Below are 14,937 nucleotides of genomic sequence, written 5' to 3' on the forward strand. Positions count from 1 at the left end.
GCCATTGCCGCCCTCTTGAACGCTGTCTGGACTCACCCATATCACCTCAGTGCAGGCCGCTACCAGTGTTTCGGAACCGGAACATCAGGCTGCACACAGACTAAAGCCCGGCCCGATTGGCGGGCGGGTTACCCGAACAGTCGCTCAATGGAGGACTTGACCATGCGTACCTACGATCTCACCCCATTCTATCGTTCCACCGTCGGCTTTGATCGCCTCTTCAACCTGCTCGACCAGACGAGCTCGGACGGCAGCCCCGGTTATCCCCCCTACAACATCGAGCGCACCGGCGAGAACGCCTACCGCATCACCGTTGCGGTCTCCGGTTTCGCCAAGGATGAGCTTTCCATCGTCGCGAAGGAAAACACGCTGACGATCAAGGGCGAGAAAGTCGCAGGCGAGGACTCGAAGGCTGAAGTGCTCTATCGCGGTATCGCGGCCCGAGCCTTCGAGCGCGCCTTCCAGCTTGCCGACTTCGTGCAGGTGAAGGACGCCTCGCTCGAGAACGGCCTGCTCCACGTCGACCTCGTGCGCGAGATTCCCGAAGCCAAGAAGCCGCGCCAGATCGCGATCAACACCGGCGCAGCAAAGGCGCAGGTGATCGAGAGCTCAGTCGCCGCCTAAGCAGCACATAACCTTCAAGGTTGCGAAAACGCCCCGGTGCCCCGGGGCGTTTTTTGCGCTGCATCACAGAGTGGTGAGGATGCGTAACGCCGCGACCCTACGCTCCGTCTTTTGGGCATCGCACCCAAAACAAGACGGAGAACGATCATGACTTTCTGGCGCAGCCTTTTCGTCGCCGCGAGCCTGCTGGCGGCCCCCATCAGCCTTGCCCATGCGCAGACCCCGCAGACGGTGAAGGCGAAGAACGTCGTGCTGGTGCATGGCGCCTGGGCCGATGGCTCGAGCTGGTCGGAGGTGATCCCGATCCTTCAGGCCGCAGGCCTCAACGTCACCGCCGTGCAGAATCCGCTGGGATCGCTCGCCGAGTCGGTCGATGCGACCAAGCGCGCGCTGGCCGAGCAGGATGGTCCGACCGTGCTGGTCGCGCATTCCTGGGGCGGCACCGTGATCAGCCAAGTCGGCACCGATCCGAAGGTCACCGGCCTCGTCTACATCGCCGCGCGCGCCCCCGATGCCAACGAGGATTTCGTCGCGTTGTCGAAGCAGTTTCCGGCGGGACCCGCGCGTGCCGGCATCGTCGAGCGCGACGGCTACACAAAACTTTCCGAAGATGCCTTCCTGAAATATTTCGCCAACGGCGTCGCGCCGGAACGCGCCAAGGAGCTCTACGCGGTGCAGTGGCCGACGGCCGCCTCGATCTTCGCCGGCCGCACCACTGAAGCCGCCTGGCATTCGAAGCCGAGCTGGTACGCGGTGTCAAAGAACGACGGCACCATCAACCCCGATTTCGAACGCTTCCTCGCCAAGCGCATGAACGCGACCACGATCGAGCTCGATGCCGGCCACCTCTCGCTGGTGTCGCATCCGAAGGAGGTTGCGAATTTGATCCTGGAGGCGGCCGGGTATCCGCGCAGCTGAGCGGCGATCGCTGAAAATGCAAAAGGCGCCTGAGCATTTCGGGCGCCTTTTGTTTTGCTCAGCTGTCTCCGCGCTGTCGCGTCAAGCGCGCGTCGCTCTAATCCAGCCCCTGTGCCGCCGGCATCTCTTGCGTCGGCAAGATCGTTGCCGGCGGCTTCGCCTGACCAATGGTGGGTGCGGCAGCCTCGGCCGGCTTTGCCTGCACGGCGGCCGTCTGCTGCGCCTGCGATGCCTGGGCCTGCTGCGCCGTCTGCTCGGCGGGCTTCACTGCCGCGACCGGTGTCTCGACCCGCTGCGGAGCCGCCTTGGGCAGCGGAACGGCGCGGCTGGCGACATGCGGGATCGGCGCTGGCGGGCGCGGCGGGCCGCCACGGACCATGGTCGGCGGCGGCAGCGCGCTTTGCGGCCGGTAAGGTGCAACCGAAGGCTCCTCATAGGCCGGCGCCATGCCATAGGCATCAGCCGCCGGCATGAAGCGGATAATCCGCCCGTCGCGGGCATCGATCACGAGCCGGCCGTCGTCGCCGCGACGGTCGATCACTGCGATGGTGTAGACCGCGCCACGCAGGCGCGGGATGCCGAGCGGCGAGAAGCCGTTTTCGCGCAGCACCGTGTAAACCTCGGTGGGCGGCAGCAGCGCCGGCGCCGGGCCGCGCTCCTCATAACCATAGCGGTAGCCGTAACGCGGCGGTGGCGCGGCGTCCGGTGGCCCGTAGGGTCCCTCGAAATCCGACACCGCGATCATGGCCCCGCCGGAAAGACCGCTCGCCGGAATCTGAGCCTGAGCAGCGGTTGCGGCTAGCGCCAGGGTGGCCGCGGCCACACATCCTGTGAAAAACTTCATGGTCGACACGCTCCTGTCAGGCCCCCGGATGGTCGCGCTCTTTCGCTTCTTGCGGCGTGGCGCGCCTTTCGAAGGGGCGATCCGAAGCTTCATTCGGGATTTCGGCGTCGGCAGGGCCGGATCAGGGCGCGTTTGCTTCAAAACCGGGGCCGCGCGCCATTCAGAAAGCGGCGATTGACGCTTTGGGAATCGGGACTTTCGCGCGCTTGTGTGATAGACAAAAATTTGGCAAGGTGATGTTTAGGACAGGAAGACTGTCTCAATTTTGCTTGCGGTTCCGGCATAGGGATTGCAACAAAAATCGGTGCTCTCGAGCGCCGCGAAGGTACCAGGCAAAGCCGTTCTCGGGGACGAAGAGCGCCTTGGCCTGAATTTAAGAAAATGCGGCTCGCAGAGGACGAGCGGTGGCCCAAAACCGGGTGCCGCGGGACGCCCAAGGTGCGCCGAAGATGGCGGTGAGGCAGCTTGCCGCATGGAGAGGACGAGGACATGAACGGGTCGCAATTCGAGCGCGCAAACATCGTGGCAGAAGAGCTGTCGGCGACGGTCGCCTCGAAAACGACCGATCCGATTCAGGAACACAATTCGCGCCCGCCGGCCGAAGGTCTCTACGATCCGAGCCTGGAGAAGGATTCCTGCGGCGTCGGCTTCATCGCCAACATCAAGGGCAAGAAGTCCCACGAGATCGTCTCGGACGCGCTCAGCATCCTGTGCAACCTCGAGCACCGCGGTGCCGTCGGCGCCGACCCGCGCGCCGGTGACGGCGCTGGCATCTTGGTGCAGATCCCGCACGCCTTCTTCAGCCGCAAGGCCAAGGAGATCGGCTTCGCGCTGCCCGCGCCCGGCGAATACGCCATCGGCGCGCTGTTCATGCCGCGCGACACCGCCTGGCGCAACGTCATCAAGAGCATTATCGCCGACCAGATCAAGGCGGAAGGCCTGACCCTGCTCGGCTGGCGCGACGTGCCGACCGACAATTCCTCGCTCGGCGTCACCGTGAAGCCGACCGAGCCCGCCTGCATGCAGGTGTTCATCGGCCGCAACGGCACCGCCAAGACCGAGGACGATTTCGAGCGCCGGCTCTACATCCTGCGCAAGTCGATCTCGCAGGCGATCTACCAGCGCCGCGACCGCGGGCTCGCAGGCTATTACCCCTGCTCGATGTCCTGCCGCACCGTGATCTACAAGGGCATGTTCCTCGCCGACCAGCTCGGCAAGTACTATCCCGATTTGCACGAGAAGGATTTCGAGAGCGCGCTCGCGCTCGTTCACCAGCGCTTCTCGACCAACACCTTCCCGGCGTGGTCGCTGGCGCATCCCTACCGCATGATCGCGCATAACGGCGAGATCAACACGCTGCGCGGCAACACCAACTGGATGGCGGCGCGCCAGGCCTCGGTGAGCTCCGAGCTGTACGGCAAGGACATCAACCGGCTGTGGCCGATCTCCTACGAAGGCCAGTCGGACACTGCCTGCTTCGATAACGCGCTCGAATTCCTGGTGCAGGGCGGCTACTCGCTGCCGCACGCCGTCATGATGATGATTCCGGAGGCGTGGGCCGGCAATCCCTTGATGGATGAGAAGCGCCGCGCCTTCTACGAATATCACGCCGCCCTGATGGAGCCGTGGGACGGCCCCGCCGCGATCGCCTTCACCGACGGCCGCCAGATCGGCGCCACGCTCGACCGCAACGGTCTGCGGCCGGCGCGGTACCTCGTGACCAAGGACGACCGTATCGTGATGGCGTCCGAAATGGGCGTGCTGACGATCCCCGAGGACCAGATCATCACCAAGTGGCGCTTGCAGCCCGGCAAGATGCTGCTGGTCGACCTCGAGCAGGGCCGCTTGATCCCCGACGACGAGATCAAGGCCGAGCTGGCGCGCAGCCATCCCTACGAGGAGTGGCTGGAGCGGACCCAGATCGTGCTGGAAGAGCTGCCGAAGGTGCCGACCACTGGCGTGCGCTCCAATTTGTCGCTGCTCGATCGCCAGCAAGCGTTCGGCTACAGCCAGGAAGACATCGCCATCCTGATGACACCGATGGCGTCCATCGGCGAGGAAGCGGCCGGCTCGATGGGCAACGACACGCCGATCTCGGCGCTGTCGGACAGGGCCAAGCCGCTGTTCACCTACTTCAAGCAGAACTTTGCGCAGGTCACCAACCCGCCGATCGACCCGATCCGCGAGGAGCTGGTGATGAGCCTGGTCTCGATCATCGGACCGCGGCCGAACCTGTTCGATCTGCAGGGCCTTGCCACCACCAAGCGCCTCGAAGCACGCCAGCCGATCCTGACCGATGCCGATCTCGAAAAGATCCGCTCGATCTCGGATGTGGCCGAGTCGCACTTCAAGTCGCGCACGCTGGACACCACCTTCCACGCCGGTCTCGGCGCGGCCGGCATGGACCAGGTGCTCGACGAGCTCTGCGCGCGCGCGGAAGCTGCGGTGCGCGAGGGCGTCAACATCATTATCCTGTCCGACCGCATGGTCGGCACTGACCGCGTGCCGATCCCGTCGCTGCTGGCCTGCGCCTCCGTGCACCACCATCTGATCCGCACCGGCCTGCGCACCTCCGTCGGCCTCGTCGTCGAGTCCGGCGAGCCGCGCGAAGTGCATCACTTCGCCTGCCTCGCGGGTTACGGCGCTGAAGCGATCAATCCCTATCTGGCTTTCGAAACCATCATCGCGATGAAGGACCGCCTGCCCGGCCCGCTCGACGACTACGAGATCGTCAAGCGCTACATCAAGTCGATCGGCAAGGGCCTGCTCAAGGTGATGTCCAAGATGGGCATCTCGACCTACCAGTCCTATTGCGGCGCGCAGATCTTCGACGCGGTCGGCCTCAAGGCGGACTTCGTCGGAAAGTTCTTCGTCGGCACGCATACCCGCGTCGAAGGCGTGGGTCTCGCCGAGATCGCGGAAGAGGCCGTGCGCCGCCATGCCGACGCGTTCGGCGAGGCGCTGGTCTACAAGACCGCGCTCGATGTCGGTGGTGAATACGCCTATCGCAGCCGCGGCGAGGATCATGCCTGGACCGCCGAGTCGGTCGGGCTGCTTCAGCATGCCGCCCGCGGCAATTCGCTGGAGCGCTATCGCGCCTTCGCAAAAATCCTCAACGAGCAGTCGGAGCGGCTGCTGACGCTGCGCGGCCTGTTCCGGATCAAGAATGCGGACGAAGAGAAGCGCAAGCCCATTCCGCTCGATCAGGTCGAGCCGGCCAAGGACATCGTCAAGCGTTTCGCCACGGGTGCGATGAGCTTCGGCTCGATCTCGCGCGAGGCGCACACGACGCTTGCGATCGCCATGAACCGGATCGGCGGCAAGTCGAACACCGGTGAAGGCGGCGAGGAAGCCGACCGCTTCAAGCCGATGCCGAACGGCGACAGCATGCGTTCGGCGATCAAGCAGGTCGCCTCCGGCCGCTTCGGCGTCACCACGGAGTATCTCGTCAACTCCGACATGATGCAGATCAAGATGGCGCAGGGCGCCAAGCCCGGCGAAGGCGGCCAGCTGCCCGGCCACAAGGTTGACGCGACCATCGCCAAGGTCCGGCATTCGACGCCGGGCGTCGGCCTGATCTCGCCGCCGCCGCACCACGACATCTACTCGATCGAGGATCTGGCGCAGCTGATCTACGACCTCAAGAACGTCAACCCGACGGGCGACGTTTCGGTCAAGCTCGTCTCCGAGATCGGTGTCGGCACCGTCGCCGCGGGCGTTGCCAAGGCGCGCGCCGATCATGTCACCATCGCGGGCTTCGAGGGCGGCACCGGCGCCTCGCCGCTGACCTCGATCAAGCATGCCGGCTCGCCGTGGGAAATCGGCCTTGCCGAAACCCACCAGACGCTGGTGCGCGAGCGGCTGCGCAGCCGCATCGTGGTCCAGGTCGACGGCGGCTTCCGCACCGGTCGTGACGTCGTGATCGGCGCGCTGCTCGGTGCCGACGAGTTCGGCTTTGCCACCGCGCCGCTGATTGCGGCCGGCTGCATCATGATGCGCAAGTGCCATCTCAACACCTGCCCGGTCGGCGTCGCCACGCAAGATCCCGTCCTGCGCAAGCGCTTCACCGGCCAGCCCGAGCACGTGATCAACTACTTCTTCTTCGTCGCGGAGGAAGTCCGCGAGATCATGGCCTCGCTCGGCTTCCGCACCTTCAACGAGATGATCGGCCAGGTTCAGCTGCTCGACCAGACCAAGCTGGTCGCGCACTGGAAGGCCAAGGGACTCGACTTCTCGAAGCTCTTCGTCAAGCAGAAGGAGGAGAAGGGCCAGAAGATCTATCACTCCGAGCGCCAGAACCATCATCTGGAGGCGGTGCTCGACCGCATGCTGATCGAGAAGGCACAGCCCTCGCTCGATCGCGGCGCGCCGGTGAAGATCGAGGCTGCGATCAACAGCACCAACCGCTCCGCCGGTGCGATGCTGTCCGGCACGGTCGCCAAGATCTACGGCCACGCCGGCCTGCCGCAGGACACCATCCATGTCAGCCTCAAGGGCACCGCGGGTCAGGCCTTCGGTGCGTGGCTCGCCAACGGCGTCACCTTCGAGCTCGAAGGTGAAGCCAACGACTATGTCGGCAAGGGCCTCTCTGGCGGCAAGATCATCGTCAAGCCGCCGGCCAACAGCAGCATCGTGCCGGAAGAGAGCATCATCGTCGGCAACACCGTGATGTACGGCGCGATTCAGGGCGAGTGCTACTTCCGCGGCGTCGCCGGCGAACGCTTTGCCGTGCGCAACTCGGGCGCGGTCGCCGTCGTCGAAGGCGCGGGCGATCATTGTTGCGAATACATGACCGGCGGCATCGTGGTCGTGCTCGGCAAGACCGGGCGCAACTTCGCGGCCGGCATGTCCGGCGGCATCGCCTATGTGCTCGACGAGACCGGCGATTTCGACAAGCTGTGCAACATGGCGATGGTCGAGCTCGAGCCGGTGCTGTCGGAAGAGCTGATCAATGCCGGCACCTACAACCACTCGGGTGACCTCGAGGCGCATGGCCGGGTCGACGTGTTCAAGAACCTGCTCGACTCCGACGTCGAGCGCCTGCACGTCCTGATCTCGCGCCATGCGAAAGCGACCGGCTCCAAGCGCGCCGCCGACATCCTTGCCAATTGGAAGGATTGGCTGCCCAAATTCCGCAAGGTGATGCCGGTCGAGTACCGGCGCGCGCTGCGCGAAATGGCGGCCAACGCGGACGCCGAGCCGAAAATCGCGATCGGGGCCTAGGAATATCAGCGCCCGTCATTGCGAGCGTGGCGAAGCAATCCAGACTTTCTCCTCGGATATAGACTGGATTGCTTCGTCGCTTCGCTCCTCGCAATGACGGTGGGGAAGCAACAAACGAATTTAAGCGGCAGGGACTTCGGGTTTAATGGGCAAGATCACGGGTTTTCTCGAAATCGAACGGCATGACCGCAAGTACACCCCGGTCGCCGAGCGCGTGAAGCATTACAACGAGTTCGTCGTTCCCTTGACCGAGAAGGAAACGCGCGACCAGGCTGCGCGCTGCATGAACTGCGGCATTCCCTATTGCCACGGCACCGGCTCGGTCGCGCCCGGCACGCCAGGCTGCCCCGTCAACAACCAGATCCCCGATTTCAACGACCTCGTCTATCAGGGCAATTGGGAAGAAGCCTCGCGCAACCTGCACTCGACCAACAATTTCCCGGAATTCACGGGGCGCATTTGTCCGGCGCCGTGCGAGGCGTCGTGCACGCTCAACATCGACGACAACCCTGTCACCATCAAGACCATCGAATGCGCGATCGTCGACCGTGCCTGGGACAATGGCTGGCTGAAACCTGAACTGGCCGCCGTGAAGACCGGCAAGAAGATCGCCGTGATTGGCTCGGGTCCGGCCGGCATGGCCTGCGCGCAGCAGCTCGCGCGCGCCGGTCACGACGTGCACCTGTTCGAGAAGTACGCCAAGGCCGGCGGACTGCTGCGCTATGGCATTCCCGACTTCAAGATGGAGAAGGGCATCATCGACCGCCGCGTCAAGCAGATGGAAGGCGAAGGCGTCACCTTCCACTACAACAGCCATGTCGGCGTCGACGGCAATGTCGATCCGCGCGAGATGTTGAACGAGTACGACGCCGTTGCGCTGACCGGCGGCGCAGAGGCTCCGCGCGACTTGGCGATCCCCGGCCGCGAGCTCGACGGTATTCACTACGCGATGGACTTCCTGCCGCAACAGAACCGCCGCGTCTCGGAGGAGCCGCTGAACGGCGTCACCGAGATTTTGGCCGGCGGCAAGCATGTCGTCGTCATTGGTGGTGGCGACACCGGCTCTGACTGCATCGGCACCTCGCTGCGCCAGGGCGCGCTCTCGGTGACCCAGCTCGAGATCATGCCCGCCCCGCCCGAGCGCGAGAACAAGGGCCTGACATGGCCGAATTGGCCGCTCAAGATGCGCACGTCGTCGAGCCAGGCCGAAGGCGCGATCCGCGAATACGCCGTGCTGACGCAGAAGTTTTCCGGCGAGAACGGCAAGGTCAAGAAGCTGCACTGCGTGCGCGTCGACGACAAGTTCAAGCCGATTGCCGGCACCGAATTCGAGCTCGATGCCGAGCTGATCCTGCTCGCGATGGGCTTTGTCCATCCCGTCCACGAGGGCCTGTTGAAGCAGCTCGCGGTCGACCTCGACCCGCGCGGCAACGTCAAGGCCAACACGCTGGACTATCAGACCTCGCGCCCGAACGTGTTCTCCGCCGGCGACATGCGCCGCGGCCAGTCGCTGGTGGTCTGGGCCATCCGCGAGGGCCGGCTGTGTGCAAGGTCGATCGACACGTTCCTGATGGGGAAGACGGATCTGCCGCGGTAGGTTCGGTCATTCCGGGGCGCGCCACTTGGCGCGAGCCCGGAATCCATCGGGCCTCAGGGACGGTGGATAAATGGATTCCGGGCTTGCGCTTCGCGCGCCCCGGAATGACGGCGGAAAGAGCCGCGCCCTCGCCTTTTGCCTCGCTGAATGTGCACGGCGGCAGGCGTACTAATTCTGCAACCTCACCCCCAGCATCACCACCGTCCCCTGCGAGCTCGAGCCCGGCTGGTTCGAATCCAGGATGTCGTGGCGCAGCGTGCCCTTGATCCAGACATTGCGGTTGAGCTTGTAGATCAGATTGCCTTCGAGCGAGTAGGTCTTGTCGTTGCGATTCTGGCCCTGATAGTCGTAGGTGCCGTAGGTGAACTTGCCGATCGCGGTGAGCCAGCGGCGGAAGTCGTGGTCGACCTCGGCGGCGTAGGTGTGCACCAGCACGCCGGAGGAGCCGGGGATCGTGGTTTCCGCGATCTGCGTGTCGGTGTTGAATTTCACCGTCGTCAGCCCGCTCGCATTCCAGATCAGCGAGCCCGAAGTCAGGAAACCCGAGAGCTGGCTCAGCCGCGGGTCGACATAGTTGCGCGCGGAATAGCCGACCGAGATCTCGCCGGTGAGGATGCGCGAGAATTCAAAGGATGAGCCGACCTTGGCATAGCCGCCGTTTGAATCGCGCAAGTATCCGTTGCGATCCGCGGCCTGGTCGTGGACGCGGTTGTCGCCTTCGATCTCGACGAACGGCTTGAGGCCCGGCTTGAGCTCATAGGAGAAACGCCCGACGCCGCCATACTGGTTGAAATCGCGATCGTCGTTGCTGAAGGTCGAGCCGTCGGTGAGCTTGGAGTCGGTGTAAGCGGTGCGATCGATGGTGGCGCCGGCGGCGACCTGGAAGCGGTTGAACGTCTGGTCGAAACCGAAGGTGCCGCCATAGGTGGCGTAAACGGGATATTTCTGCAGGCCGGCCTGCACGTTCGGGCTGCCGGGATTGTCGGTGGCGAGGCGCAGGCGCAGCTGCGAGGTCAGCTTGAGATCGCGGTCGACGTCGAAACGGCCGTCGACATGGCCAGTGAAATCGGGACGGTTGATTTCGACCGGCGACGGCGAGGCAAGTCCGTCGATCGTCGCCGGCATGTTGTTGGTGTAGCCCGAGAACGAGCCGCGCAAATCTGCGACCAGCGCGTGGCGTTCCCAGTCGGACATGACGAGAAGATCGGGCGCGACGACGTAGACCGGCGAGCCGACCGGCTTCTGCAGGCGCGCAGGATTGGTGTCGTAGCCGGTGGAAAGCTCGAGGCCGCCCTTGATCAGGAAGCTGCCGGCGTAATCGCCGACCGCGCCGAACGCATCGTCATCGATCTTGAGGCGACGGCGCTGAGGCTGACCGGGTACGGTGCCGGCCATCGCCGGCGGCACCGGCGTCTTGTTCGCGGTCTCCGACGGCGGTGGCGCAATGCGCGGTGCGCCGAGAGGGGACAGCGTCGGTGTTACGGACGGCACCGGCGAGCCCGGACCTGTGGGCTTCTTCGGCTTCGGCTGGCCCGGATAGAGTCTTGGCTGCTGGCGCTTGCGGTTGAGCGAGTCGTAGCCGGAGCTGCTCGCGCCGTTGGCTGCGGGCAGGCCATAGGTCGGGACCTGACCGATACGCGACGGCGCAGGCCTCTCGCGGCTCTTGCGCGGATCGTCGTTGGGATCCGGCGGCGCCGGGATCGCATCCGATGGCGCCTGCGGGACAGCGGCCGTGCGGCGCGTCGGCAGGGTGTCGGGCGCGACGAAGCCGCCGCGATTGGGATTGAACAGATCGGGCGTCAGGCTCTGGGCGGCCGCCGGGCCGGTTTCCAGTGCGGTCAGCAGCAGGCATGGCAAAGCGGCGCGAAAGACGTACGCGCAACTGCTCCGGCCCCTACCTGGAGGCGACCCCACGATGGAATAACTCCAACGAAATCAAACGCTTCTTCGATGCCCTTCCGCGAATGCGCGGGAACCATCGTTAATGGAGTTAAAACAATTATGGTTAATGACCGGTTGAGGGCGTTGGAGCCCGCGTCGCCTCGTCGGCGCGGGCGTGCTAAGGAGGCGGCAATCGCCCTACCTCTCTGGATAGATGCATGCCGAGCTCGAAACCGCTGATGACCCCATCATCCGGCCCTACCCCGACAAGCGTCGAATCCGCGCTCCGCACGCTGGAGACCGAGAGCGACGGCATCAACGCGCTCGCGACCGCCCTGCGCGGTCCGCTGGGAGAGGCGTTCGCTAGGGCTGTCGACCTGATCCGCAACGCCAAGGGCCGTGTCATCGTCACCGGGCTCGGCAAGTCCGGCCACATGGCGCGCAAGATCGCAGCGACCCTGGCCTCGACAGGCACGCCGGCGTTCTTCGTTCACACCGCTGAAGCCGCCCATGGCGATCTCGGCATGATCACCACCGACGACGTCATCATGGCGCTGTCCTGGTCCGGCGAGCAGCCGGAGATGAAGACGCTGGTGAACTATTCGGCGCGGTTCGCCATCCCGATGATCGCGGTGACGTCGAACGCGGCCTCCTCGCTGGGCCAGGCCGCCGACATCGTCATCGAGCTGCCGAAGGCGCGCGAGGCCTGCCCGCACAATCTGGCGCCGACCACCTCGACCATGATGCAGGTCGCGATCGGTGATGCCATTGCGATTGCGCTGCTCGAAGGCCGCGGCTTCACCGCGCTGGAATTCGCCCACTTCCACCCGGGCGGCAAGCTGGGCGCGATGCTGAAATTCGTCCGCGACTACATGCGCACCGGTGCGGAGATCCCGGTGAAGCCTGAAGGCACCAAGATGTCGGACGCGGTGATGGAGATGTCCGCCAAGGGGCTCGGCTGCGTCTGCATCGTCAACGCCGCCAACGAGGCCGTCGGCATCATCACCGACGGCGATTTGCGCCGCCACATGCGGCCAGACCTGCTGACGGCGACGGTCGATGACATCATGACCAGGCAGCCGAAGAGCGTGCCGCCGTCGATGCTCGCGACCGAGATGATCGAGGTGCTTAACACCCGCAAGATCACGACGCTGGTGGTGACCGAGGCGGACCAGGTGGTCGGCATCGTGCATCTGCACGATCTGCTGCGCGCGGGCGTGGCGTAGGGCGCTCTCGCCTCCGTCATTGCGAGCGAAGCGAAGCAATCCAGACTGCCTCCGCGGAGACAGTCTGGATTGCTTCGTCGCAAGGGCTCCTCGCGATGACGGGCGGTTAGACCTACGCCGGAAACCGCGCCGCCTTCTCCTCCAGCGGCAATCGCAGCCCGTTCGCCAGATACGACACGGTGCGGTAGAAGCCGCACAGCAGCATGACCTCCAGAATCTGGGCCTCGTCGTAATGCGCCGACAGTCCAGCAAACTCCGCGTCGGTGAACGTCGCGCGGTGATGTAGCGCGTCCACCGCCGCAATCAGGGCCTGCTCGGCCGGCGACCAGCAGGGTGAGTTCGCATCGCCCTCAACAGTTGCGCGTACCTCATCCTCGGTGAGCTTCGCTGCGCCGGCGAAGATCGCGACATGGACGCTCCATTCATATTCGCAACGGTTGAGCGCACAGGTGCGATCGACGACGATCTCGCGCTGGCGCAGCGACAGCGGACCGGGATCGAGCAGGCCGGCGGCGCGAAACTTGTCCCAGGCGCGGGTGTGCCCCGCCATGACCCGGAACAGCACCAGCGGCGGCGCGCCGCGCATGATGCGATCGAACTGCGCCTGGATCTCCGGGGGATAAGGCGGCGCGAGCGGAGCGATACGCGGCGTCGGGGATGACATGGCCGTCCTTCTTGCTACACTTACTGTAGCAATACGCTACATTATCCGTAGCAAGACGCAAGAGGGGGCGCGATGGCGAAACAACCAGCATCAGGGGCGCGCCGCGTGCGTGGCTCGCGCAGCGGGCGGCCGATCATGGCGCTGCTCGATCTGCTCGGCCGGCGCTGGAGCCTGCGGATCCTGTGGGAGCTGCGCGAGGATCCCCTCACCTCGCGCGCGCTTCGCGCCGCCTGCGACGAGGCTTCGCCGACGGTGCTGCAGGCGCGACTGACGGAGTTGCGCGAGGCGGGGTTCGTCGAGCTGGGCGATGGCGGCGGCTATGGCCTGACGGCGCTCGGGCGGGATCTGTGCGAGACATTCATGCCGCTACACAGGTTTGCGGAGAGGTGGCACAGCAAGACCGGTGCCTAGGTCTGGCAATCCAGCCTCAACAAGCTCGTCATTGCGGTGGATTACGCCGCTGCCACCGTCAGATTGGCGCCGTCCACCTGCACCACCTTCACCCGCGTTCCCGCCGGTGTGTCCGGGCCTGCCACGCGCCACACCGTGTCGCCGATGCGCATGGTGCCGTTGCCGTCGATGATCGGCTTCTCCAGCGTGAACTCGCGGCCCAGCAGCGCCTCGCTGCGCTTGTTGAGGAAGGGGCTTGCGCTTGCCTCCGGCTTCGGCCGGGCGAGCCGGCGCCACACCGGCACGGCAGCGGCCGCGAACACCGCGAACATCACGAGCTGGATTTGCCAGGAGATAACGACAGCGAACGAGATCAGGCCGACCAGCAACGCGGCAAGTCCGAGCCAGAACAGGAACACGCCCGGCGCGATCACTTCCAGCGCCATCAGGATGAAGCCGAAGATCAGCCAGTTCCAGGTGCCGAGCGATACGAACATGTCGGTCATGACACGACCTCTAAAAATTGGCGCATGACCTTATCGGAAGGCCATACACTGATCCTATCCCTGCCGCGGCGGCGTAGGAGCGGAGGATGGCACCGAGCCGCCGCGACGGGCGGCAGCGGCAGCGGATACGGCACTTTCGCCGAACGTCGCCTTGGCGATCTCGCCGATGCCGGCAAGCGAACCCAGCATGCCCATCGCTTCGACCGGCAGCATGATGACCTTCTGGTTCGGCGACTCCGCCAGCTGGCCGAACGCCTTGATGTACTTGTCGGCGATAAAGTAGTTCAACGCCGCCACGTCGCCCTTGGCGATGGCCTCGCTGACCATTTGCGTGGCCTTGGCCTCGGCTTCCGCCGATCGCTCGCGCGCTTCGGCGTCGCGGAAGGCGGCCTCGCGGCGGCCTTCTGCTTGCAGGATCTGCCCCTGCTTGGCGCCCTCGGCGCGCAGGATCTCGGACTGGCGCGCACCTTCGGCCTGAAGGATGTCGGCGCGCTTGACACGCTCGGCCTTCATCTGCCGACCCATCGCTTCGACGAGGTCGGCGGGCGGCACGATGTCCTTGATCTCGATGCGATTGACCTTGAGGCCCCAGGGCGAGACCGCGGCATCGACGACGCGCAGCAGGCGCTCGTTAATCTCGTCACGGTGCGACAGCACCTGATCGAGATCCATCGAGCCCATCACCGATCGGATGTTGGTCATGGTCAGCACAATGATCGCCTGCTCGAGGTTGGAGACCTCGTAGCTCGCCTTCGCGGCATCGAACACCTGGAAGAAGGCGACGCCGTCCACCGTCACGGTGGCGTTGTCCTTGGTGATGACCTCCTGCTCGGGAATGTTGATCACCTGCTCCATCATGTTGATCTTGCGGCCGACACGGTCGAAATAGGGCACGATCAGATTGAGCCCGGGGCTCAGCGTCTGGGTGTATTTGCCGAACCGCTCGATGGTCCAGTCATAGCCCTGCGGCACCGTCTTCACGCCGGCGATCAGCGTGACGATGACGAGCAACACCAGAACAATCGCGAAAATATCGAAACCGCTCATATTTCCTCCAAGGCGGG

General features: G+C 64.9%; 11 protein-coding genes. 6 read left to right on the forward strand and 5 right to left on the reverse strand.

Annotated elements, in window-relative coordinates; all coding sequences use genetic code 11:
- The first annotated feature begins 162 nt into the window (after window positions 1–162).
- Together ABID59_RS04115 and ABID59_RS04120 are read left to right on the forward strand one after the other, a co-directional pair.
- Entirely contained in the window at window positions 163–624 is a 462-nt protein-coding gene (locus ABID59_RS04115; RefSeq protein ID WP_354082510.1) for an Hsp20 family protein, read from the forward strand.
- A gap of 147 nt (window positions 625–771) precedes the next feature.
- Entirely contained in the window at window positions 772–1,542 is a 771-nt protein-coding gene (locus ABID59_RS04120) for an alpha/beta fold hydrolase (RefSeq protein WP_354082511.1), read from the forward strand.
- A gap of 97 nt (window positions 1,543–1,639) precedes the next feature.
- On the opposite strand, the gene ABID59_RS04125 is transcribed toward ABID59_RS04120, so the two are convergent.
- Window positions 1,640–2,386 carry a hypothetical protein gene (locus ABID59_RS04125; RefSeq protein ID WP_354082512.1) on the reverse strand — a complete coding sequence of 249 codons (747 nt, stop codon included), beginning with the start codon at window positions 2,384–2,386 and terminating at the stop codon, window positions 1,640–1,642.
- Window positions 2,387–2,875: 489 nt separating this feature from the next.
- On the opposite strand from ABID59_RS04125, the gene gltB reads away from it, so the two are divergent.
- Together gltB and ABID59_RS04135 are read left to right on the forward strand one after the other, a co-directional pair.
- The gene (gene gltB / locus ABID59_RS04130) at window positions 2,876–7,609 is read left to right on the forward strand and encodes a glutamate synthase large subunit (RefSeq protein ID WP_354082513.1); all 4,734 of its coding nucleotides are present in this window, start codon (window positions 2,876–2,878) and stop codon (window positions 7,607–7,609) included.
- Between the two features lie 145 nt (window positions 7,610–7,754).
- Entirely contained in the window at window positions 7,755–9,206 is a 1,452-nt protein-coding gene (locus ABID59_RS04135; protein ID WP_354082514.1) for a glutamate synthase subunit beta, read from the forward strand.
- A gap of 168 nt (window positions 9,207–9,374) precedes the next feature.
- On the opposite strand, the gene ABID59_RS04140 is transcribed toward ABID59_RS04135, so the two are convergent.
- Window positions 9,375–11,120, reverse strand: coding sequence for an outer membrane beta-barrel protein (locus ABID59_RS04140; RefSeq protein WP_354082515.1), 1,746 nt, complete (start codon window positions 11,118–11,120; stop codon window positions 9,375–9,377).
- A gap of 185 nt (window positions 11,121–11,305) precedes the next feature.
- Here ABID59_RS04140 and ABID59_RS04145 point away from each other — a divergent pair, with 185 nt between their 5' ends.
- Entirely contained in the window at window positions 11,306–12,313 is a 1,008-nt protein-coding gene (locus ABID59_RS04145; RefSeq protein ID WP_354082516.1) for a KpsF/GutQ family sugar-phosphate isomerase, read from the forward strand.
- A 112-nt stretch (window positions 12,314–12,425) separates the two neighbouring features.
- Here the strand turns inward: ABID59_RS04145 and ABID59_RS04150 are convergent, their stop codons facing one another.
- Entirely contained in the window at window positions 12,426–12,977 is a 552-nt protein-coding gene (locus tag ABID59_RS04150; RefSeq protein WP_354082517.1) for a carboxymuconolactone decarboxylase family protein, read from the reverse strand.
- A gap of 72 nt (window positions 12,978–13,049) precedes the next feature.
- On the opposite strand from ABID59_RS04150, the gene ABID59_RS04155 reads away from it, so the two are divergent.
- On the forward strand, window positions 13,050–13,388 hold the full coding sequence (locus tag ABID59_RS04155; RefSeq protein WP_148751781.1) for a winged helix-turn-helix transcriptional regulator: 339 nt from the start codon (window positions 13,050–13,052) through the stop codon (window positions 13,386–13,388).
- A gap of 41 nt (window positions 13,389–13,429) precedes the next feature.
- Here the strand turns inward: ABID59_RS04155 and ABID59_RS04160 are convergent, their stop codons facing one another.
- Together ABID59_RS04160 and ABID59_RS04165 are read right to left on the reverse strand one after the other, a co-directional pair.
- The gene (locus ABID59_RS04160; protein WP_148751780.1) at window positions 13,430–13,873 is read right to left on the reverse strand and encodes an NfeD family protein; all 444 of its coding nucleotides are present in this window, start codon (window positions 13,871–13,873) and stop codon (window positions 13,430–13,432) included.
- A 54-nt stretch (window positions 13,874–13,927) separates the two neighbouring features.
- Window positions 13,928–14,920 carry an SPFH domain-containing protein gene (locus ABID59_RS04165; protein ID WP_354082518.1) on the reverse strand — a complete coding sequence of 331 codons (993 nt, stop codon included), beginning with the start codon at window positions 14,918–14,920 and terminating at the stop codon, window positions 13,928–13,930.
- Window positions 14,921–14,937: the final 17 nt, after the last annotated feature.

Origin of the sequence: Bradyrhizobium sp. S3.3.6 (assembly GCF_040546905.1) — a bacterium.
Taxonomy (GTDB): domain Bacteria; phylum Pseudomonadota; class Alphaproteobacteria; order Rhizobiales; family Xanthobacteraceae; genus Bradyrhizobium; species Bradyrhizobium cytisi.